The organism is Mariniflexile aquimaris, from assembly GCF_042676825.1.
Lineage (GTDB): Bacteria > Bacteroidota > Bacteroidia > Flavobacteriales > Flavobacteriaceae > Mariniflexile > Mariniflexile aquimaris.
In genome coordinates this window covers 1039382-1063137 of record NZ_JBHTIB010000002.1, presented here as the reverse complement: position 1 = coordinate 1063137, position 23756 = coordinate 1039382, and the positions used below count along the sequence as shown (strand labels likewise).

The 23756-nt window shown below is 33.4% G+C and carries 22 protein-coding genes; 16 read left to right on the top strand and 6 right to left on the bottom strand.

Features of this window, described 5'->3' with window-relative positions; genetic code table 11:
• The 6 genes from ACFQ0I_RS04770 to ACFQ0I_RS04745 all read left to right on the top strand — a co-directional run bounded on the left by ACFQ0I_RS04770 (position 1) and on the right by ACFQ0I_RS04745 (position 4960).
• Entirely contained in the window at positions 1-1236 is a 1236-nt protein-coding gene (locus tag ACFQ0I_RS04770; RefSeq protein ID WP_379939856.1) for a nitrous oxide reductase family maturation protein NosD, read from the top strand.
• Positions 1230-1937, top strand: a complete 708-nt coding sequence (locus ACFQ0I_RS04765) for an ABC transporter ATP-binding protein (protein ID WP_379939854.1) — start codon at positions 1230-1232, stop codon at positions 1935-1937. Before ACFQ0I_RS04770 ends, ACFQ0I_RS04765 begins: the two co-directional genes overlap by 7 nt.
• The gene (locus tag ACFQ0I_RS04760; protein WP_379939852.1) at positions 1930-2712 is read left to right on the top strand and encodes an ABC transporter permease; all 783 of its coding nucleotides are present in this window, start codon (positions 1930-1932) and stop codon (positions 2710-2712) included. Before ACFQ0I_RS04765 ends, ACFQ0I_RS04760 begins: the two co-directional genes overlap by 8 nt.
• A gap of 54 nt (positions 2713-2766) precedes the next feature.
• A complete protein-coding gene (locus ACFQ0I_RS04755; protein ID WP_379939850.1) occupies positions 2767-3006 on the top strand; it encodes a hypothetical protein in 240 nt (79 codons plus the stop codon).
• A 244-nt stretch (positions 3007-3250) separates the two neighbouring features.
• Positions 3251-4213, top strand: a complete 963-nt coding sequence (locus ACFQ0I_RS04750) for a DUF438 domain-containing protein (RefSeq protein ID WP_379939960.1) — start codon at positions 3251-3253, stop codon at positions 4211-4213.
• Positions 4214-4450: 237 nt separating this feature from the next.
• Positions 4451-4960, top strand: coding sequence for a hemerythrin domain-containing protein (locus ACFQ0I_RS04745; RefSeq protein ID WP_379939848.1), 510 nt, complete (start codon positions 4451-4453; stop codon positions 4958-4960).
• A gap of 88 nt (positions 4961-5048) precedes the next feature.
• On the opposite strand, the gene ACFQ0I_RS04740 is transcribed toward ACFQ0I_RS04745, so the two are convergent.
• The 6 genes from ACFQ0I_RS04740 to ACFQ0I_RS04715 form a co-directional block, all read right to left on the bottom strand.
• Positions 5049-5510 (bottom strand): hemerythrin domain-containing protein, encoded by a 462-nt coding sequence (locus tag ACFQ0I_RS04740; RefSeq protein WP_379939846.1) that lies wholly within the window; start codon positions 5508-5510, stop codon positions 5049-5051.
• Positions 5491-6693, bottom strand: coding sequence for a hypothetical protein (locus tag ACFQ0I_RS04735; protein WP_379939844.1), 1203 nt, complete (start codon positions 6691-6693; stop codon positions 5491-5493). Before ACFQ0I_RS04735 ends, ACFQ0I_RS04740 begins: the two co-directional genes overlap by 20 nt.
• Positions 6694-6791: 98 nt before the next feature.
• Positions 6792-7523 carry an iron-sulfur cluster repair di-iron protein gene (gene ric / locus ACFQ0I_RS04730; protein WP_379939842.1) on the bottom strand — a complete coding sequence of 244 codons (732 nt, stop codon included), beginning with the start codon at positions 7521-7523 and terminating at the stop codon, positions 6792-6794.
• A gap of 49 nt (positions 7524-7572) precedes the next feature.
• Positions 7573-8007 carry an RrF2 family transcriptional regulator gene (locus tag ACFQ0I_RS04725; RefSeq protein WP_379939840.1) on the bottom strand — a complete coding sequence of 145 codons (435 nt, stop codon included), beginning with the start codon at positions 8005-8007 and terminating at the stop codon, positions 7573-7575.
• 67 nt (positions 8008-8074) lie between these two features.
• A complete protein-coding gene (locus ACFQ0I_RS04720) occupies positions 8075-8425 on the bottom strand; it encodes a hypothetical protein (RefSeq protein WP_379939838.1) in 351 nt (116 codons plus the stop codon).
• Positions 8425-9399: a polyprenyl synthetase family protein gene (locus ACFQ0I_RS04715; protein ID WP_379939836.1), complete on the bottom strand. Its 975-nt coding sequence runs from the start codon at positions 9397-9399 to the stop codon at positions 8425-8427. The genes ACFQ0I_RS04720 and ACFQ0I_RS04715 overlap by 1 nt, the downstream gene beginning before the upstream one ends.
• A 140-nt stretch (positions 9400-9539) precedes the next feature.
• Between ACFQ0I_RS04715 and ACFQ0I_RS04710 the strand changes: the two genes are divergently transcribed.
• From ACFQ0I_RS04710 to ACFQ0I_RS04665, 10 genes are all read left to right on the top strand, one after another.
• Entirely contained in the window at positions 9540-10076 is a 537-nt protein-coding gene (locus ACFQ0I_RS04710) for a YceI family protein (RefSeq protein ID WP_379939834.1), read from the top strand.
• On the top strand, positions 10077-10688 hold the full coding sequence (locus tag ACFQ0I_RS04705; RefSeq protein ID WP_379939832.1) for a TetR/AcrR family transcriptional regulator: 612 nt from the start codon (positions 10077-10079) through the stop codon (positions 10686-10688).
• Complete coding sequence (locus tag ACFQ0I_RS04700; protein WP_379939830.1) at positions 10689-12026, top strand: TolC family protein; 1338 nt, start codon at positions 10689-10691, stop codon at positions 12024-12026.
• A 1-nt stretch (position 12027) separates the two neighbouring features.
• A complete protein-coding gene (locus tag ACFQ0I_RS04695; RefSeq protein WP_379939828.1) occupies positions 12028-13095 on the top strand; it encodes an efflux RND transporter periplasmic adaptor subunit in 1068 nt (355 codons plus the stop codon).
• Between the two features lie 32 nt (positions 13096-13127).
• Positions 13128-16304, top strand: a complete 3177-nt coding sequence (locus ACFQ0I_RS04690) for an efflux RND transporter permease subunit (protein ID WP_379939826.1) — start codon at positions 13128-13130, stop codon at positions 16302-16304.
• 149 nt (positions 16305-16453) lie between these two features.
• Positions 16454-17059: a TetR/AcrR family transcriptional regulator gene (locus ACFQ0I_RS04685; RefSeq protein ID WP_379939824.1), complete on the top strand. Its 606-nt coding sequence runs from the start codon at positions 16454-16456 to the stop codon at positions 17057-17059.
• A 1-nt stretch (position 17060) separates the two neighbouring features.
• Positions 17061-18401, top strand: a complete 1341-nt coding sequence (locus ACFQ0I_RS04680; RefSeq protein ID WP_379939822.1) for a TolC family protein — start codon at positions 17061-17063, stop codon at positions 18399-18401.
• A gap of 151 nt (positions 18402-18552) precedes the next feature.
• Positions 18553-19728, top strand: a complete 1176-nt coding sequence (locus ACFQ0I_RS04675) for an efflux RND transporter periplasmic adaptor subunit (protein ID WP_379939820.1) — start codon at positions 18553-18555, stop codon at positions 19726-19728.
• Between the two features lie 75 nt (positions 19729-19803).
• Positions 19804-20178, top strand: coding sequence for a four helix bundle protein (locus ACFQ0I_RS04670; protein WP_379939818.1), 375 nt, complete (start codon positions 19804-19806; stop codon positions 20176-20178).
• A gap of 33 nt (positions 20179-20211) precedes the next feature.
• Entirely contained in the window at positions 20212-23709 is a 3498-nt protein-coding gene (locus ACFQ0I_RS04665; protein WP_379939816.1) for an efflux RND transporter permease subunit, read from the top strand.
• Positions 23710-23756: the final 47 nt, after the last annotated feature.

Sequence of the window (23756 nt, the reverse complement as noted above, 5' to 3'; positions counted from 1 at the left end):
ATGACTAAAATAGCAACGTTTTTACTGGTCATTTTAATGGCTTACCCTAGTTATGCTCAAAAAATTGAAGTATGCAATACTTGTGCTATTTCAACTTTAAAAAAAGCCATAGCTCAAGCCAAAGCTTACGATACCATTATTGTAAAAAAAGGCACCTATAAAGAACATGCTATAATAGTCGATAAACCTTTAACCATCATTGGTGAAAATTATCCGATTATTGATGGTGAAAAAAAGGGCGAAATTATTACCGTAATTTCAGACCATGTTACCGTCGACGGACTTTTTATCATCAATGTTGGCACGAGCTACACAGCAGATTATGCCGCTATTCGCATAAAAAAAAGCAAACATTTTGTTGTTAAAAACCTGGTGTTAGAAAAGTTATTCTTTGGTATCTATATTGAAAAATCCAGTTATGGTAAAATTTATCATAACAAAATAGTTGGCGATGCCATTGAAGAATACAATTCCGGTAATGGTATTCAATTATGGTATAGCAACCATATTGTAATAGAACACAATTTTGTGCAGCATGTGCGCGATGGTATTTATTTAGAATTTTCTGACGACTGCTTGATAAAAAATAACGTGAGTGCTCAAAACCTTCGGTATGGTTTGCATTTTATGTTTTCGAACGACGACATTTATCAAGACAATATCTTTGAAAGCAATGGCGCTGGTGTTGCTGTAATGTTTTCAAAAAAAATTAAAATGTACAACAACACTTTTAGAGAAAACTGGGGAACAGCATCGTACGGCATGCTTTTAAAGGAAATAAATGACGCCGAAATTATCGGAAACACGTTTGAAGAAAATACCATAGGAATTAACATAGAAGGCTCGAATCGCATCGTATATAAAAACAACAACTTTATCAATAATGGTTGGGCAATAAAAGTGCGCGGTGCTTGCTATACAAACAGTTTTTTAAAAAATAACTTTTTGTACAATTCCTTCGATATTTCATACAATAGCAATGTAAACGATAATGTTTTTGATAGAAATTACTGGAGCAATTACACGGGTTACGATTTAAACAAAGATGGCATCGGCGATGTGCCTTACAGACCCGTAAAACTGTTTTCGTATATCGTAAACCGAACGCCAGAAACCATTATCTTACTGCGTAGTTTGTTTATGGATATCATCGATTTTTCTGAAAAAGTATCACCCGTTTTTACGCCCGATAATTTATTAGATAACAATCCTTCAATAAAAAAATTAACATGGTAAGCATTCAAAATTTACATAAAGCATTCGGAAAAAATCAAGTTTTAAGTGGATTAGATTTATCTATTAAAGAAGGCGGTATTTTTGCTGTACTTGGGCCAAATGGCTCTGGAAAGACCACGTTGATAAAATCCATTTTAGGCATGGTGATTCCGAACAAAGGCAGCATTACCATTCAAAATCAGAATATAAAAAACAATTCTAACTACCGGTCTAAAATTGATTACTTACCGCAAATCGCTAATTTTCCGAGCAATTTAAAGGTGAAGGAATTAATTAAAATGATTAAAGACTTACGCGGAAAAACCACAGAAGATGAACGGTTAATCGACCTGTTTAAACTAACGCCCTTTTTAGACAAAAAATTAGGAACGCTTTCTGGAGGTACCAAACAAAAAGTAAATTTGGTTTTGGCTTTTATGTTTAACAGCCCGTTAATTATTTTAGATGAACCAACTTCGGGCTTAGATCCTATTTCGCTTATTCGATTAAAAGATTTAATTCAAGCCGAAAAAGCCAAAGGAAAAACCATTTTAATAACCTCGCATATTATGAGTTTTGTTGAAGAAGTCTCCGATGAAATTGTGTTTCTTTTAGAAGGAAAAATTTATTTTAAAGGCAGCGTTTCAGAACTCAAGACAAAAACCAATCAACCCGATTTCGAACACGCTATTGCATCCATTTTAACCGAAAATCATGCTTAAAATATTAAAATATAGTTTTTACGATTTAATGCGAAGCCGCTGGAGCTACGTGTATTTCGCATTTTATTTAATGCTGGGAATCATATTGCTTTTTTTAAACAACGATTTATCGAAAGCTGTTATTACTTTAATGAACGTCATCATTATTCTAGTCCCGCTAATAGGCACCATTTTTGGGGTAATGTATTATTACAATTCTAAAGAATTCACAGAACTTTTATTAGCACAACCCATAAAACGCTCGTCCATATTTTTAGGACAGTATTTAGGTGTTGCCATGTCTTTATCTATGAGTTTAATTTTAGGTCTAGGTTTACCATTTGTTTTTTACGGTTTATTTAAAAGCAATGCCATTTGGGATTTTTCGCTGTTATTAATTACCGGAACATTTTTAACCCTCATTTTTACGGCTTTGGCATTTAACATTGCCTTATCAAACGAAAATAGAATTAAAGGATTTGGTTATGCTATCTTAATGTGGTTGTTTCTGGGTATTATTTACGATGGTATTTTTTTAATGTCGCTCATACTTTTTGAAGATTATCCATTAGACAAAGTATCGTTAATAGGAACCATGTTAAATCCAATCGATTTATCAAGAACACTCATTCTTTTAAAATTAGATATTTCGGCTTTATTAGGCTATACGGGCGCTATTTTTAAACAGTTTTTTGGAACAAATACCGGACTCATCATATCATTTTTAATGTTAATTATGTGGGTAGTCTTGCCTGTGCTAAGAATTGTATTTAAGTCAAAAAAGAAGGATTTTTAAAAATTAAAATAGTTAGAATACTATAAAAAAAACCGTTTTAATGCGGCCATTCAATTGGAAGGTAATGCAAACCAAAGCAACTACGGAAGCTTTTATGGCGAATATGAAACCCCTCAATACGCCGTTTTAAACCTGAATCTTGGAACCATATTTTATTTGAAAGCACATAAACTCATTGCAAAATATGGTGTTGAAAATGTACTCGACACCAATTATTCAACTTATGCCAATTGGAACAATATTTCACGACCAGGACGTAATTTTTATATAAATCTGTCTTATAGCTTTCCGTAAACAGAATACTAATTTCCTCCATATTTTAAACCCATTATCAAAAGCTTTAACAACACTTTTGGAGATGGGTTTTTTCATTAACTATCCGCCACCTGCTAAATTTTAATAAGGTTTTTAGTTTATGATAAATGTCATATTCTTAATTGTATACAACTCATATTTTTGCTTTCATTAAAAAAGACAATTTTATCCTATTTAATATTTAACACAAAACAACACTTTAAAAATGAACTCATTTTCTCCTATTGTCGAAACATTACCAGAAGGGCATCCTGTAAAAGTATATTATGAGGAAAGTGCTTTAATTCAAGATTTATTATTAGAACTAAACGGCGCTAATCCTGCAGAAGATTTTCAAAAATATTACAATATTTTCAACCAATTAACAACCATCGAAAAACGCTTTGTTCGTAAGGAAAATCAATTATTCCCTTACCTAGAAAAACACGGGTGGGAAGGCCCTAGCCAAGGTATGTGGTCGTTTCATGATAATTTACGGGAACAAATAAAATTATTAAACGGCTATAATGCCGAAAAAAACATTGCTAAAATTCAAGATAATATTCCGTATTTAACTCAGGGCATTGAACGCTTATTGACTATTGAAGACATGCGATTATTTCCAAATGCCATGGACTTAATTACCGATGCCGAATGGAAAGATTTTTACACTGGCGATGAAGAAATTGGCTGGATGCTATTAGAAAAGCCAAAACCGTATCCTGCAATAACTAAAGAGGAAACTTACATCCACCCTAGTGAAGATACTTCGGCCAGAGAATTATCATTTTCGCTTGAAAACACCTTTCATTACGACGAAGGTTACATGACTCCAGAACAGGTAAACCTACTCCTGCGTTTTCTTCCTATCGATATTACCTATGTGGATGAAAACGATAAAGTTATTTTTTACAACCGTGGAGACGACCGTGTTTTCGCAAGAAGCAAAGGCATTATTGGTCGGGAAGTACGATTTTGCCACCCACCAAAAAGTGTTGATATGGTGTTACGCATTGTGGACGAATTTAGAGCTGGCACCAAAGATGTCGCCGAATTTTGGTTCAACTTTAAAGGAAGAATTATTCATATTCGGTATTTTGCCATTCGCGATAACAACAAAACATACAAAGGCGTTATTGAAATGTCTCAGGATATCACCGATATACAAAAGCTTGAAGGCGAAAAACGCTTGTTAGATTGGGATTAACCTAACAGCGACTAACACATACTTTCCGAACCCATCATCAAATTATATAATCAAATTTGACGATGGGTTTTTCATTATATAACGCCTGCCATAATAAATGTATTTAGGTTGCTAGTTTATGATAAAAGTCATGTAACTAACAAAATACAACAATTAATTTTGTGCCGTCGCAACATGCGATAGAATAATATTTGATACAACTTATAAAAAACAATTTTTTAAACATAGTTTTTACGAATGAACTCATTTTCACCTGTTGCCAAAAAATTACCAGAAGGGCATCCTATAAAAGTTTATTATCAGGAAAGTGCTCTAATACAAGAATTATTATTCGAATTAAACGACGCCAATCCTGCTGAAGATTTTCAAAAATATTTTAAAATCTTCAATCAATTAAAAGCCATTGAAAAACGTTTTGTGCGCATTGAAAACCAATTATTTCCTTACTTAGAAAAACGCGGTTGGGAAGGTCCTATCGAAAAGATTTGGGCTTTACACAATAAATTACGCGAGCAAATTAAATTATTAAGCACGTATAATTCAGAAAGAAACATTGATAAAATTAAAGATAACATTCTTTGTTTAACCAATAGTATCGAACGATTGTTAACTATTGAAGATACCAAATTATTTCCTAATTCTATGGAACTCATCACCGATGAAGATTGGAAAGATGTATGCCTAGGCGATGAAGAAATTGGCTGGATGTTAGAAGAAAAACCTAAAAGTTTTTCAACTAATTTCTAGTAATCGTACTTCGCAAATAGCTTTGTAAAAATATCATTGACAGGAACAATGGAAGCTTGCCATACGCTTACTTTGCTTCTTGTTAATATTACTTCCAGAATTCATCATCAAGATTATCGATAAAGTCATCTTGATGATGAATTTTTTCTATCTCCTTAAATTGCGCTTCCGTCGCTACTTTTTGAATTTCAGGAAACAAGATACGTTCTTCAAACCTTATGTGACTATCTAAGGCTTCTTCAATTTTACTCAAGGTGTTTTTTAAATCTCCTTTTTCTGCAAATAATTGTTTTAGTTGTTGGTGATCTGCTAATGCCCGTGTTACAAGTTCATGTTCAGCTTCCAAAATAGTAAAAATATGGGTTTCTTCCATGTCAAAATGCGGTATTAAATGGGTTTTAAAAAACCAATCGGCATAAGCTTTAATTCGTTCTGTTTCAATATTTTTGCTAAAGCCTGTTCTTATTTTCCAAGATAACAATAACCCATGATGATGTTCTCTACTTAATGGTTGTAACGCGATATGGCGTTTAATTGGTTTCTGTGACATGATTAAAAGTTTTTAAAATTGAATAAATAATGCTCCCAATACCTAAAGGCAGCAGTATACTACTGAAAAATAACAGGAGATGATAATTTGGAAAAAGTCCGTGATTAAAGTAAAACAGACAGCCTTGAATTAATAAAATAAGCTCTGTTAATATAAAACCCAAAACAAAGGTATACGCACCAAAAGCCATAGTACCGTGGTTTTTAACGACGCTACTTTGAAAAATAAAAGCAAATAAAAACCCCGAAACGGTTCCGAGCATGGTTAAATGAATAAATCCGATAATAAAATTCCGGTGTTCGTAAAGGGAGTTGGCGACTTCGGGCACTAACGAAATCGCTTGCAAGCCAATCTTTATCACATAAAACCATAAAGCAAACCGAAACATGAATCGGGTAATTTTAGCTTCGGTTGTTACGAAATGCCTAAAGGGTTGTTTTACAATTTCTATAAAATAATATAAACTTACAAACTGCAATACAAGTCCGAAACCATTTATCCAAAGCAATGACACATGCGGAGCAAACCAACTAACAGGTAATGCAAAAGTTAACACCGTAGAAGCGATTAAAAACTTAAAAAACAACAGAAACTGTTTAGAATCTGGAATTTTTAATAGATGAAATAACACCCCAATAACGGCAATTAAAAACCACCCGTTAAACTGAAAATGCAAAAAGAACTGAATCGCTGTTTGATAAAATGCCGACGCTTGTCCCGCCATTTTTACTGCCGGACCCAAACACCACACGCCTACGGTAGATACCAGCATAAACACTAAAGAAGCTTTAAGCATATACGCCGTTACTTTAGAGTCTGTTTTATGATATTTCCAAATCAGGTAAACAAAATAGTAGCTGCAAAAAATATGCAAGGTTGAAAACGAAATAGAAACGGCCGCATAACCTTGAAACGGAAAACTAAACAGCATACCTATTACAGCAAATTCGGTGAGCCAAAACAACCTATTAAAAACAGGCTTTTTTTCGGGCACAACATACTTAACAATAAGCACGTACAACATTAAATACACCCAGCCTAACATGGCTACATGCGAATGTGCATGGGTTAAAAACCTATAATTAAAACCAATAGGGTAGATTATAGCATAACGCAATGCCAACCCTAAAAGGGCCGCAATAAAAAAGTTAAGCAAGCAAACAATAACTAATTTTTTAGGCATTATTAAATATTTAATCTGTTAAATTAAAAATTCCAGAAGATATGCAAGTAATCTTCTGGAATTTATTCACTATCAATCTAATTAGGGTTTATTTGCTATTAACCATTTTGCTTTTCTAACTTTACCGCGCCAGGAAATAAAATATTATTTTCTAAATGAATATGTAAATGTAAATCTTGCTCGAATTCTTGAAGCATGGCGTAAGTAACTTGATAGGTATTACATCCATCTGCAGGAGGCGTATAATTATTAGATAATTCGGCTATCTGTCTAAAACGCTCCCCTTCATTGTCATGCTCTTGCATCATCATAGCGATTGGATTTTCAACAGTTCCAAATTGTGGCGATTGGATGGTGATATTTTCAAGTTTTGCGTTCACTAATCTTTTTACAAATGGAAAAAGAATAAGTTCTTCCTTTTTCATGTGAGCCGAAAGTTCACCTGCCGATGCCTTAAACAACTCGTTAATGGTAATTAACTCCGGATGTCTTTCACCATGAACAGAACATAATTTATTTAAAAACTGAAGCAATACAGGTATTTTTTCTGCAACATAACGGTGATGCGTTTTCTCGATATAATCTACCAACAAATCTAATGGCCATGATTTGTAGTCTATAGACTGATTTGTTTTGGAGTTTAATACCGCATGAAGCTCATCGATAAGCACATGGGCATCAATCCCATTTTTTTCGCAAACTTCTTCAAGGGTTCTGTCACCTTTACAGCAAAAATCGATACCATAATTACTAAATACCGCTGCGGTTCTAAAATCGTCTGCAACAAATTGCCCGATTTGTTTTTCTGAATCTTTATGTAATACTTCCATAGTTTTTATTATTTCGGATAATTTTATCCTATTTATATTCAAATTTTTTTTATACTTTTAAAAATGAAGCGCCAGACTTTATATTAAGTGCCAATTCTTCAAGACTCGTAGTTTCTAGCATGTATTTTAATTCGTCTCTAACCGATTTAAATTTATCGTGTACCGGACACGGATGGTTTTCGTCGCAAGTTTCTAAACCTAATCCGCAACCATTATAAATTTTATCGCCATCAATAGCTTTTACAATTTGCGCTATTTTAATTTTTGAAATTTGACTTTTATCTAATTCAAAACCTCCATGCGCGCCTTTAATAGAAAACACAATATTGTTGCGTACCAAGTCCTGCAATATTTTAGCAGTAAAGGCTTGCGGCGAATTTATCTCTTCGGCTATTTCTTTCGGACTAACACGCCTACCTTCATACGAGTTTATGGCAATAAAAATTGCTGCTTTAATACCGTACTCGCATGCTTTCGAAAACATATTATCTTATTATTTAATGCAAATATACAAACTTATTTTTAATTAAGACAAATTTATCCTAATTAATTTATTTGTATTTATTTTTAAACCAAACCTTTTGCCATTCACGCTTTAAAATCAGAAAAGTAACCTCTTCAGATAGCTTCAAGATATCATCGCCGTTTAAGGCTTTCACGTCTTTTTCTGAAACATCTACAATATACAGTAAGTTTAAATAATCGTTGAATTTTTCTTGTATTAATTTATAAACCGTTTCGTGTAGTAAAAACTTCAAACTGTTTGGCAACACCTCTTCATGAAAATCTAAATTAATGTTTGCCAACAATAAATCTTTGTTTAATTGATGAATCAGTTTTTTATATAAATCTAAGCGATTTGCCTCGTCTATTAAATCATTAAAACTAGTAGGTAACTGCATCAAACGGTTCTGTTCATTAAATTAGTGCCAAATGTTTTTAAAACTAGTTTTTTATCGGCCGATATATTTAAAGTTTCTAAAACATTAAATGCTTTATCCGTGTAATCTTGAATTGCCTTTTTAGAAGCTTCGGCAGCACCACTGTCAACAAAAATAGCTTTAACTGTTTCTATTTTAGCCTCATTAGAATCTAAAGTAGTACTAAACAAATTAGCCAATTTTAATTTAGTTTCTGATTCCGAAAATTCTAAAGCTTTAATATATAAATAGGTTTTTTTATTTTCAATAATATCGCCACCCACCTGTTTTCCAAACGTTTTTGGGTCTCCAAAAGCATCTAAATAATCGTCTTGCAACTGAAACGCAATACCTAAATTTTTTCCAAATTCATAAATGGTATCTTGATCTTCTACCGATGCATTTGCCACAATAGCTCCCATTTTCATGGCTGCACCAACCAAAACCGCCGTTTTGTATTCAATCATTTTTAAATACTCGTTAATGGCAACATCGCTTCGTGTTTCGAAATCGACATCGTATTGCTGCCCTTCGCACACTTCTAAAGCTGTTTTGCTGAACAATTTTGCCAAGGCCTGAAACGTATCGGCATGGTAATTCTCAAACAATTGATACGCCATAATAAGCATGGCATCTCCAGAAAGAATTCCCGTATTCACATTCCATTTTTCATGAACGGTTTGATGCCCTCTACGCAGTGGCGCATCATCCATAATATCGTCATGAACTAACGAAAAATTATGAAAAACCTCAACACTTAAGGCAGCGTTTAAAGCCTCTTTATAATGGCCATTAAATATTTCGGCTGTCAATAAGGTTAAAACCGGTCGTAACCGTTTCCCTCCCAGATTTAAAATGTATTGAATGGGTTGATAAAGCCCTTTTGGCTCTTTTACCGTTGCGTAGTCTTGTAGATAGGCTACAAATTCTTGTTGGTATTTTTCGATTGCAAGCATGAAACAAAAATAACCTAATTACCGGTATTAAAAAGTTTGAATATTAAATTATTGTAAAATAACAATAAAACTTTGGAAGCTTTTTTGGTTTTTAAAGTTTCCTGTATATATTTGCCGAAAATTTAAAAAGAAATTTGATTATGACGGCAACAAATTGGACGGTAGATTCCACACAATCGGATGTTTTAATAAGATCAAAACATTCTATAGTTGCTTATTTAGCAAACTCAATTAACAAATTTAACGGTACTATTAAAGTAAAAGACGACGAACTGGAAGATGCTTCAATAGAATTTTTAATAGATGTACATTCTAATGAAGGCAAACTAGAACAATTTGATGTTAATTTAAAGCTAATCGACTTCTTCGATACTACAAAATACCCTTCAATTTGTTTTAAATCCATTTCTTTTGAAAAAATTAATTCTTCTACAAATTTTTTAAAGGGCTATTTAACCATAAATAATGTAACTAAAATTATTGAATTTGACGCTGAACTGATGCATCTGGAATCAAATAATGGTATTTCAAAAGCCTTGTTTGAAGTATCTGGAACGGTTAACAGAAAAGATTTTGGTTTAACCCCTTTGGCTTTTAACGAATCTGGTGGTATTGGTGTTGGACAAGAACTAAAATTAGCTGCCAATTTAGAGTTTTACTCAAAAACAAGGAACTAAATGAGAGAAAAAATTATTCAAAAAGCAACTGAATTGTATTTAACACTCGGTTTTAAAAGTGTTACTATGGATGATATTGCGAATGCTTTGGGTATTTCGAAAAAAACCATTTATGTACATTTTTCTAATAAAACAAAACTCGTTGAGGCGGTTACCTATGAGCTTTTTGAAACAGTATGCGAAGGTATAGATGGTATTTGTAACACCTCAAAAAACCCTATACAAGAATTGTACGATATTAAAATATTTGTTATACAATATCTTAAAGATGAAAAAACGTCACCTCAATATCAACTTAAAAAATATTATCCACAGATATATCAACGCTTGCATATAAAACAATTTAAAAAAATGCATGATTCGGTTAAAAAAAGCCTTCAAAAGGGAATAGAAACTGAATTATATAGACCTGACATTAACATCGATTTTATTTCAAGAATGTATTTTAATGGCATGACAGGTATAAAAGAAGACGCATTTTTTCCTCCAGATTTATACAACATAAGATACCTAATGGAAAATTTTTTAGAATACCATATAAGAGCCATAGCTACAAAAAAAGGAATTGAAGAACTCGAACAACAAATAATAAATAATAAGCAAAACCAATAAATGAAAATTCTATATCTAATCCCCACACTATTTCTAGCCCTCTCCTTACAAGCGCAAGAAATAAGAACCCTTACATTAAAAGACGCTTTAACCTATGCGTTAGACAATAAGGCAGACGCAAAAAAATCGAAACTTAGCATTGAAAACAGCGAATACCAAATTCAAGAAGTTCGATCGGCAGCATTACCACAAATAACAGCAAGTGGCAGTTTATATTACAACCCAATTTTACAAACAACCGTAATTGATGGCGATTATTTTGGAGCTCCAGGCACTATAATTGAGGCTGCTTTTGGACAAAAATGGACGTCGGGCGCTGGAGTTTCGTTAAATCAAAAATTATTTGATCAATCGGTTTTTATGGGTTTAAAGGCAGCGAAAACAACACGCGAATTTTATCAAATAAATAACCAATTAACAGAAGAACAAGTTATAGAACGTGTAGCTAAAAATTATTATCAAGTATATGTGCTACGCCAAAAATTAACTTTGGTAGAAAACAATTTAGCTACTACAACCAAAATACGTGATATTGTAAAAGGACAATATGATAATGGTTTGGCTAAAAAAATTGATTTAGATAGAATGACTGTTAACCTATCTAACATTAGCACACAAAAACAGCAGCTTATTAATGCTGTGAAGTTACAAGAAAATGCTTTAAAATTTTACATAGGTATGCCCATAGAAACCGAGATAAGTATACCAGAAACCGATTTTGAAGTTTCACTTGCAGCCTTAACAGCATCTCCAGACATTACAAACCGAAATGAGTATTTAATGCTTAAAAAACAAGAAGAATTGTTGGTGCTACAAAAAAAATCTGTGATGGCTAGTTATTTTCCAACACTATCACTAAGTGCAAGTTATAGCTACATTGGGCAAGGACCAGAACTTCCTTGGGGAGCAAAATCTGAGGATGATGTATATTGGTCTGATTACTCATCAATAGGATTAAATTTAAGCATTCCTATTTTTAGTGGGTTTGGCACAAAAGCCAAAGTAAGACAAGCCGATATTCAACTAAAATCACTCCAAGAAGATATAAAAGATACGCAATTAGCGCTTGATTTAGATTATAAGAATGCCTCAACTCAAATTAAAAACAGCCTTATAACCATCGAAAATCAAAAAGAAAACATGCGATTAGCCGAGGAAATATTAAGTAATACCAATAATAATTATTTACAAGGATTGGCTTCGTTAACCGATTTACTAGATGCCGAAAATGCTTCAACCGAAGCACAAAATAATTACACAGCTGCCATTTTAGATTACAAATTAGCAGAAATTCAATTAATAAAATCAAAAGGAGAATTAAAAACTTTAATCAACTAACATGAAAAATTATATAAAATACGGAATTATACTTATAGTGTCTTTAGCTTTAATAGCATTTGTTTTACTTAAAAATAAGGCTGAAAATGAAGAAAAAATTGCTATCGTTGCCAAAAAAAATGCAAGCGTTACTGTAAAAGTAGAAACTGTTAAAACAGAAGAAATCTCTTTAGATTTTGTAGCGAATGGTAACTTTCAGGCTAAACAAGAAATTACTTTAACTGCTGAAAAAACAGGAAGAGTAACGAGTATCCTTGTAAAAGAGGGCGACCGAGTAAGTGTAGGGCAAACTTTAGCAATTATGCGAGGTGATGCCATAAATGCCAATGCACAAGCCGCCAATGCCGCTTACCAAAATGCTAAAGCAGATTACAGTCGATTTGAAAATGCTTACAAAACTGGCGGTGTAACCAAACAACAGTTAGACCAATCAAAGGTAATGTTGGCTAATGCAGAAGCTAATTACAAACAAGCTCAAATTAATGTTGGTGATACAAGAATTAAAGCTCCTATTAGCGGCATTATTAACAAAAAATTTATAGAAGTAGGCTCAATGTTAACCTCTATGCCAGCAACAAATTTATTTGAAATTGTAAACACCAATACCTTAAAACTAATTGTAACAGTGAATGAATCGCAAGTTGCCAATCTACAAGTAGGCAACACCATTTCGGTATCTTCTAGTGTTTATCCAGATAAAATATTTTCTGGAAAAATCACCTTTATTGCTGCTAAAGCAGATGCTACTTTAAATTTCCCTGTTGAAATTGAAATATCAAATAATACTGATAACGATTTAAAAGCAGGCATGTATGGCACAGCTACTTTTCAATCAAATCAACAAAAACAAAATTTAATGGTTATTCCCAGAACTGCATTCGTAGGAAGCGTAAACAGCAATCAAGTTTTTGTTGTTGAAAATAAAATTGCAAAATTAAAAAAGATTACTGCTGGAAGAATTTTGGGCGATTTAGTAGAAATAGTAAGTGGATTGTCTGATGGAGATACTGTTGTAACAACAGGTCAAATCAACCTTCAAGACGGCACATCTGTAGAGGTTATTAAGTAATTACACACCTCTAATAATCAACATAAAAACATATGAAATTAGCAGAAATATCAATAAAACGCCCTTCATTAGTAATTGTATTATTTACAATCCTAATACTGGGAGGACTCTTCAGTTATAGCCAATTGGGTTACGAATTGATACCAAAGTTTGAAATGAATGTTATCACGGTATCAACAGTTTACCCTGGAGCTTCACCAAGTGAAATTGAAAACACAGTTACAAAGAAAGTTGAAGATGCCGTTGCTTCTTTAGAAAATATTAAAAAAATAGACTCTAAATCTTACGAAAGTCTTTCAGTAGTATCTATAACACTCACTTCTAACGCCAATGTAGATGTTTCGATGAACGATGCTCAGCGAAAAATAAATGCGGTTTTAAGTGATTTACCCGATGATGCTAAAACGCCGTCATTAAACAAATTTTCATTAAGCGACATGCCTATAATTACATTAGGTGCGAATGGTAAAATGGATGAAGCTGCTTTTTTCGACTTAATTGATAAAAAAATTGTGCCTGTTTTATCTCGTGTGCAAGGTGTAGCACAAGTAAATATTATTGGTGGACAAGAACGGGAAATTCAAGTAAACTTAGATGCTACAAAATTACAAGGGTACGGATTATCAATTCCGCAAGTACAACAAACTATTTTGGCATCAAATTTAGATTTCCCTACAGGAAACATTCAAACGCGCGAACAAAAGATATTAATTCGTTTAGCAGGAAAATACAAAAATGTTGAAGAATTAAGAAATTTGGTCGTGTCTTCGCAAAACGGTATTCAAATTCGATTAAAAGATGTTGCCGATGTACAAGACACACAAAAAAATGCCGAAAAAATTGCACGTGTCGATCAAAAAAGTGCCATTATTTTACAAATTATAAAACAATCGGATGCTAATGCGGTTTCAGTAAGCGAGTTAGTTGCTGAAACTATTAAGAAATTAGAAAACGATTATAAAGTAAACGATTTACAACTTACAACAGCAAAAGATAGTACCGTTTTTACATTAGAAGCTGCAGATTCAGTATTGCATGACTTATTAATTGCCGTTATTCTGGTTGCTGTGGTTATGCTATTCTTCTTGCACAGTATTAGAAACTCCTTAATTGTAATGGTATCAATTCCTGCCTCATTAATTGCTACATTTATTGGTATTTATTATTTAGGTTACACATTAAACTTAATGAGTTTACTTGGTCTATCGTTAGTAGTTGGTATTCTAGTAGATGATGCCATTGTGGTACTAGAAAATATTTATAGACACATGGAAATGGGCAAAAGCCGTATTCGTGCTTCTTATGATGGAACTGCCGAAATTGGCGGTACCGTAACCTCTATTACCTTAGTAATTGTAGTGGTATTTTTACCAATTGCTATGAGTAGCGGATTGGTATCGAACATTATTACACAGTTTTGTATGACGGTTGTAATTTCAACTTTATTATCGCTTTTAGCATCATTTACTATCATACCTTGGTTGTCTTCCCGTTTTGGTAAACTAGAACATATTGAAGGTAAAAACCTTTTTGGAAGAGTTATTCTTGCCTTTGAAAAATTATTAACCCGTTTTACAAATTGGGTTACCGAAATTCTAAAATGGTGTTTAGACCATTACATTAAAACCATAGTGGTAGTCGTTGTATTATTCCTTTCTTCTACCATGGGACTCGTTGGAGGTGGTTTTATAGGTGGTGAATTTTTTGCAGGATCCGACAGTGGTGAGTTCTTGGTTCAAATTGAAATGCCAAAAGATGCTTCTTTGGAACAAGCCAACTTCATGACACAAAAAGCAGAAGACTATTTAAGTAAACAAAAATACGTATATAGTCAATTTTCAACAGTAGGACAAACCTCAGAAGGTATGGGTGCCACGCAAGCTACAGCATACAAATCTGAGATTAATGTTAAAATGATTGATCAAGCAGAGCGAACCGATGATGCTTCTGTATATGCAGCAAAAATTAAACGTCAATTAGAACAAATATTAGTGGGCGCCAAAGTAAAAACGGTACCTGTAAGTATTATGGGGACTGCAGAAAATGCTACATTAGGTTTAATTGTAACGGGACCAGATGTAGAAAGTGCTATGAAATTTGCAAAATTAGCGGAAGCCGAATTAAGAAAAATTCCTGGCACCACCGAAATTAAACTAACCGTAGAAGATGGAAACCCTGAAATAAATGTACAAGTAGACCGTGATAAAATGGCTGCACTTGGGTTAAATTTACAAACTGTAGGTATGACTATGCAAACTGCATATAGTGGAAATACCGATGGTAAGTTTAGAGCAGGAGAATACGAATACGATATCAATATAAAATACAATGCTTTTGATAGAAAAAATATTTCAGATATAAGCAACTTGGTGTTTATTAATAATGCTGGAGAACAAATAAAACTATCTCAATTTGCATCTATTACAGAAGGGTCTGGACCAAGTATGTTAGAGCGTAGAGATAAAACGGCTTCGGTAACGGTACAAGGTCAAAACGTGGGTGTTCCTTCAGGAACCATTGTTAACCAATGGCAAGAGAAACTAGATAAATTAGAAAAACCTACAGGTGTAAGTTACATTTGGGGAGGTGACCAAGAAAACCAATCGGAAGGTTTTGGTACTTTAGGAATTGCATTATTAGCTGCTATCATTTTGGTTTATCTGGTAATGGTAGCCCTTTATGATAGTTTTGTACACCCGTTCGTAGTATTATTTGCCATTCCACTTTCGTTTATTGGCGCCATGTTAGCATTGGCATTAACTAATAATTCATTAAATATCTTTACAATTTTGGGTATCATCATGCTTATTGGTTTGGTTTGTAAAAATGCTATCATGCTTGTAGATTACACGAACCAACGCCGTAAAGCCGGCGAAACCATTAGAACCGCTTTAATTCAAGCAAATCATGCTAGGTTACGCCCTATTTTAATGACCACAATTGCCATGGTATTTGGTATGTTCCCTATTGCATTAGCATCTGGAGCAGGCTCTGGATGGAAAAATGGATTAGCTTGGGTAATTATTGGAGGTTTAATTAGCTCCTTATTTCTTACATTAATTATTGTTCCTGTGATTTATGAAATAATGGAAAAAATAATAGCTAAATTCTCTAAAGAAGATAAAACGGATTATGAACATGAAATGTTTGCCGATTATACGCCTTTAGAATTAAGTGAAGATGGTTTTAACCCCAAACATTCATTATAACTTTAATAAAAGTCCCGATAAACTCGGGACTTTTATTTTATACACACATTTAAAACCTCTATGTCATTGACATTTAATATAATCATGATTCTATATTAAGTAATCAATTTGGACTATTAAAGTTTCCTGTTGTACATTTGTCTGTAATTATGAGAGATAAAATTATACAAAAATCAACAGAAATGTACCTCACACTTGGTTTTAAAAGTGTTACCATGGACGATATTGCTAATGAACTTGGTATATCTAAAAAAACTATATATGTACATTTTGCAAACAAAACAAAACTTGTTGAAGCAGTAACCTTTGAAGTTTTTGAAACCGTATGCGATGGCATTGATGGTATTTGCAATACCTCATTAAACCCCATTCAAGAATTATACGATATTAAAATATTTGTGAGTCAATATTTAAAAAACGAAAAAACATCGCCCAACTTTCAACTTAAAAAATACTATCCACAAATTTACCAACGATTGCATTTAAAACAATTTGAAAAAATGCATGAATCGGTAAAAATTAGTTTACAAAAAGGCATTGAAACAGAATTATACCGATCAACCATTAATGTCGATTACATTTCTAGAATGTATTTTGTTGGTATGTCTGGTATAAAAGACGACAACTTTTTCCCAAACGATATTTATGACATGGAATACCTTATGGAAAGTTTTTTAGAATACCATTTAAGAGCCATTGTAACCGACAAAGGTTTACAAGAATTAAAAAAATTTATAAAATTAAATCAATCATAAAATGAAATACAACCTAATTTTAATTTTTAGTGTACTTGTATCGATAACCGCATTTTCTCAAGAAAATACACAAGGTTTTACGCTGCAAGAAGCTATAGATTATGCGTTACAAAACAACCGTACCGCTAAAAATGCCGCCTTAGATATTGAAGCTGCAAAACAACAAAAATGGGAAACGACCTCAACGGGGTTACCTCAAATATCTGCAGAAATTGGCTATCAAAACTGGTTAAAACAACAGGTGTCTTTAATTCCTGCCGAGTTTTTTGGTGGCAATTCTGGAGAGTTTGCCGAAGTTATTTTTAGTACCAAACAAAGTGTTACCGCCACAGCTACTTTAACTCAGAAAATTTTTGATGGCTCCTATTTAGTTGGCTTACAATCGGCTAAAGTATTTTTAGAAATTTCGAAAAATGCCAAAACTAAAACCGATCTAGAAGTTAGAAAAGCCGTTATCAATGCGTATGGCAATGTACTATTAGCAGAAGAGAGTGTTGCTATTATTGAAAAAAACAAGACTATCCTCGAAAAAAACCTTAACGATTTAATAAAAATTTACGACAACGGCTTAGAGGAAGAAGAAAGTGTAGAACAATTACAAATTACTTTACATGGCGTAAATAGTTCCTTAAAAAACATGCAACGTTTAAAAACATTAGCCTATCAAATGTTAAACATCACACTTGGTCTAGATGTTTATAACTCTACTGTTTTAACGGACACGCTTGAAAGTTTAAGTCTTAAAAACATGTCGTTAGAACTTATTGATTCCGATTTAGACTTAAACAACTCCATAGATTATCAAATTGCAGAAAACGATAAACGCGCCAAAGAACTACTGCTTAAACTAGAAAAAAGTAAAGCGCTTCCAACCTTAAACTCCTTTATTAATGGCGGCTATTCGGCTTTTGGTGACGAATTTAAATTCACCACCAACGAACAAAAATGGTTTGGTTCGTCCTTGCTAGGTGTTAATTTAAACATTCCTATTTTTAGCTCTTTAGGAAGAAGTGCCGCCACACAGCGTGCCAAAATAAATCTAGAAAAGGCTAAAGACGATTTAATTGAAACCGAGCAAAAATTACAACTTCAAACAGCGGCGGCGAAAAGCGATTATCAATTTGCAATTGAAGATTACGATAATAAAAAACAAAATCTAAACTTAGCGGAACGCATCGAACAAAAAAATCAAACCAAATTTTTTGAAGGGATTGCATCAAGTTTCGATTTAAGACAAGCACAAACACAATTATATACAGCGCAACAAGAATTTTTACAAGCCATGCTCGATGTTATAAACAAAAAAGCAGAACTAGAAACCATACTGAATAAAGTTGATTAATTTATTGTTTAAAAAAAATAAGATGAAGTTTTCAAAAAAACAGCATACAACAGAACTAACAGCAATGCTTGATGGCTTACATAAATATCAAACAAAACAATAAATTAAATTAAACTCATAAACACATCAACCCATAAACTCATAAAAAAAAATGAAATATATATACACACTTTTAACGGCTACATTGCTATTAACCGCATGCGGTGGCGATAAAAAAAGCAAATCGGTTGAAGATTTAGTAGCTTCAAATAATTTAGAAGCACTCATAGAAAAACGAGAAGAAATTGATGCCAAACAGCTAGAATTTGCAGCACAATTAAAACTCATTAATGATAGAATCTCTGAATTAGATACCGTTAAAAAATTACCATTGGTAACCTCTTTATTAATTGAATCTGAAAAATTCGATCATTTTTTAGAGCTTCAAGGGAATGTTAAAACCAAACAAAACTTAGTAATCTATCCAGAAATGGGAGGCACCTTAACTCGCGTTTATGTAAAAGAAGGTCAGAATGTTACCAAAGGACAACTTCTTGCAACCATTGATGATGGTGGTTTAAGCCAACAAGTAGCGCAAATGCAAATTCAAGCAGATTTAGCCAAAACTACCTTCGAGCGTCAAGAACGTTTATGGCAACAAAAAATTGGTAGCGAAATTCAATACCTGCAAGCAAAGTCTAGCTACGAAGCACAACAACGCGCGGTTAATCAATTAAAAAGTCAGTTAAGTAAAACATCTGTTCGCGCGCCTTTTACGGGAGTTATAGACGATGTAATTACAGATCAAGGTAGTGTTGTGGCTCCAGGGCAATCGCAATTAATGCGTATTGTTAATTTAGAAGACATGTATATTGAAACCGATGTTCCTGAAAGCTTTATTACAAACGTAACCGTTAATAAAGATGTAAAAATTGAGTTCCCTATTTTAGGAAAATCTATGGATGCAAAAATCAGACAAGCTGGTAATTTTATAAATCCTGCTAACAGAACTTTTAAAATTGAAGTTGCAGTACCAAACAAAGATAAAAGCATCAAACCTAATTTAACAGCCAAATTAAAAATTAACGACTATTCTAGCGAGAACGCCTTACTCATTCCGCAAAGTATCATTTCTGAAAATGCCGAAGGAGAACAATACATTTACATCATCGATAATAAAAACACCGATAACGAAGGAGTTGCAAAACGTATCATTATAAAAACCGGTAAGGCACAAGGTGATGTTATAGAAGTTATAAATGGTCTTAAAAACGGTGCAGAAGTTATTCAAGAAGGTGCAAGAAGTGTAAAAGATGGCCAATTGGTTAAAGTAATTAATAGTCTTTAGTCAGTAGACTTAAGTCGGTAGTTAGTTGTCGCAAAAGTCAAAGCACTAAAAATTACCAGCAAATACTAACATCAAATGAAAGACATAAAATTTAAATTTGAAGAATTACAAGTTTATCAAAAAGCATTAGATTTTGTTGATTTATCATATAAGACTATTAAAAATTTTCCAGATATAGAACGCTATGCCTTAGCCTCGCAATTTACTAGAGCCTCATTATCCGTTGCATTAAATATTGCCGAAGGTTCTGGCGATTCAAACTCACAATTTAATAGATTTTTACAAATAGCTATTGGCTCTGTAAAAGAATGTGTTGTATGTATAACAATTGCAAAAAGACAAGGTTACATAAAAATTGAACAAGAAATAGAATTAAGAGAAAAACTTGAAGAATTATCAAAAATGATAACAAGTCTTCAAAAATATCTCAAAACAAACTCTAAAAACTAACGTCTATAGACTATAGACTAACGACTTTTAACAATGACGAAACAACCAAAACAAGTAGATAAAGAATTTAAGTTATCGGCCTGGGCTATCCATAATAAAACCACCATCTATATGATGATGGCGATGATATTCTTTTTAGGTATTACAGCCTATTTTGATATGCCCAGAGAGAGTTTCCCCGAAATAAAAGAAACTAAAATATATGTAAGCACGCCATTTTTTGGAAATACTGCCGAAGATATTGAAAAACTTATTACCGATCCGTTAGAAGACAAGCTAAAAACAGTGAGTAATGTGGTTGAAATTACCTCAACGTCGCAAGAAGATTACTCGATGGTTATTGTTGAGTTTGACGAACATATTACGGTAGACCAAGCAAAACAAAAAGTTAAAGACGAAATTGATTCTGAAACTGCTGGCGAAGATTGGCCAACATTTAATGGCGCCAAAGTAGAGCCTAATGTTTTTGAACTGAGCATGTCTGAAGAAATGCCTATTCTAAACATTAACATTTCTGGCGATTATCCGGTTGAAAAGCTAAAAGAATTTGGCGAATACCTTCAAGATGAAATTGAAAAACTCATCGAAATTAAAAAAGTAGACATTCGTGGTGCTCAAGAAAAAGAAGTTGAAGTCGCCGTAGATATCTATAAAATGATGGCATCGCAAGTTAGTTTCGACGATGTTATTGGCGCCATTAATAGTGGCAACATGACCATGTCTGCAGGAAACTATATTACAAGTGGCCAAAGACGAACCATAAGAATTCTTGGTGAAATAGACTCGCCGGACGATTTAAAAAACTTTGTTGTTAAAGTAGAGCATAATAATCCTATATATTTAAAAGACATTGCAGAAATCTCTTTTAAAGAAAAAGATAAAACTACTTATGCCCGCGAGTTTGGAGATCCTGTTGTGATGCTAGACGTAAAAAAACGCGCCGGAAAAAACATGGTGGAAGCTGCTGATAAAATTAATGCCATAGTTAAGGAAGCAAAAACAAACATATTCCCGAGCAACTTAAACGTGAGCATCACTAACGACCAATCTTCTAAAACTATTGGTCAGGTAGACGATTTAGTAAACAACATTATATTTGGTATTTTTCTGGTTGTTACCGTTTTATTATTCTTCTTAGGATTTAAAAACGCGCTATTTGTGGGGTTTGCCATCCCGATGTCTATGTTCATGTCCTTAATGATTTTAGACCTCTTAGGCTACACCATGAACACCATGATTTTATTCGGACTTATTATGGGTCTGGGAATGCTGGTAGATAATGGTATCGTGGTGGTTGAAAATGTATACCGACTCATGGACGAAGAAGGCATGAGTAGAAAAAAGGCCGCTAAAAAAGGAATTAGTGAAATTGCTTACCCAATTATTATCTCAACAGCAACCACGGTTGCGGCGTTTATTCCCTTAGGATTATGGCCAGGAGTTATGGGAGAATTCATGATTTACTTGCCAATTACCTTATCGGTGGTATTAGGGTCTTCGTTATTTGTAGCTATCTTTTTTAACTCGGTGTTAGTGTCTCAGTTTATGACTGTTGAAGACAAAGAAATGTCTCAAAAACAAATAATCTACATCACGTCAATTTTAACTATAATTGGACTTTTCATTTTAATATTTGGCGGCGATTATCGTGCTTTAGGTTCTGTAATGATATTTACCGCCATTATGCTTTGGTTATACCGATTATATATAAGAAAATGGTCGATTTATTTTCAAAATAACACCTTAGTAATCCTTGAAAATTTATACGAGAAATCATTAAAAGCCGCATTAAGAGGAAAACGCCCTTATTTTATTAGCATAGGCACCTTCGTGTTACTTGTTATTTCGTTTATTGGTTTCGGGATTTCGCTAAGTTCTCAACGAACAAAAGTTGAATTTTTCCCAGATAATAAGCCAAACCAAATTATAGTTTATATTGAATATCCTGAAGGTACCGATATTAATAAAACAAACGCCATCACCAAAGAAATTGAAAAGAAAGTATACCATGTTTTAAACGAAAACATGTATAAAAAAGGCGATTACAATTTCATGGTAGAAAGTGCGGTGTCGCAGGTGGGCGAAGGTGCTGGAAATCCTCAAACCGATGGTGGATCGGCGGCCGAAATGCCTCATAAGGGAAAAATTACCGCCTCTATGCGAGAGTATAAATTTAGAGAAGGTGAAGACAGCGAATTATTACGTCAAAAAGTTCAGGAAGCCTTAGTAGGCATTTATCCTGGCGTATTAATTTCGGTTGAAAAAGATGCCAACGGACCGCCAGCAGGTGCGCCTATTAACATTGAATTAGAAGGAAATGATTATTCCGAACTTATAAATACCGCCGAAAAAATGCGGGACTTTATTAATTCGAGAAGTATTGCTGGCATCGACGAGTTAAAAATTGATGTAAATAAAAATAAACCAGCAATGCAGGTAGTGGTAGATAGAGAGAAAGCGGGCGAATTGGGTGTTAGCGCATCTCAAGTGGGGCAGCAATTAAGAAACTCTATTTTTGGTGCAAAAGCCGGTATTTATAAAGAAGGTGGCGATGATTTCGATATTTATGTGCGTTTCAATGAAGAAAACAGGTATAATGCCAGTGCACTATTTAATCAGAAAATCACTTTTAGAGATATGGCTTCTGGTCAAATTAAAGAAATACCAGTTTCGGCCGTTGCTAAGCAAAACAACAACTCTGGTTTCAGTTCTATAAAACACCGAGATACAAAACGTGTTGTTACGGTGTATTCTGCTCTTTCACCAGGGTATACCGATGCGGGTGCCGTGGTTGGTCAAGTACGTCATGCGATGAAAGATTTTAATGAACTTCCTAAAAGTATTAAAATAGATTATACTGGTCAGATTGAAGAACAAAACAAACAAATGGCGTTTTTAGTGGGCGCGTTTTTTACGGGATTATTCTTAATTTTCTTAATTCTTATTTTCCAATTCAATTCATTTTCTAAGCCAACTATTATTATGCTTGCCATTTTCTTAAGCTTAATTGGTGTGTTTAGTGGTATTGTTATAACCGGAAGCGCCTTCGTGATAATGATGACCATGATGGGTATTATTTCGCTGGCAGGTATTGTTGTAAATAATGGCGTGGTATTGTTAGATTATGCGCAATTACTAATTGATAGAAAAAAATACAAGTTAGGTTTAGATGAAGAAGAGTATTTAAATAAACACGACTTATATAAAAGTATTGTTACGGCAGGAAAAGCCCGTTTACGCCCCGTATTACTTACTGCCATTACAACCATTTTAGGATTAATACCATTGGCTATAGGTTTAAATATTAATTTCTTCACCTTATTTAGTGAATTTAATCCACATATTTATTTTGGAGGAGACAATGTGGTGTTCTGGGGACCATTAGCATGGACCGTTATTTACGGTTTATTCGTTGCAACCTTTCTAACCCTTATTGTGGTGCCCGTTTTATTCTTTTTAAGCATGCAATTAAAAATGTGGATACGAATCAAAACAACTTCAACCGAACTAATTAACGAAGAAACCATTTAATTTATAAATGATTTAAATATTTTAAAAACGCCTCAACAAATGTTGAG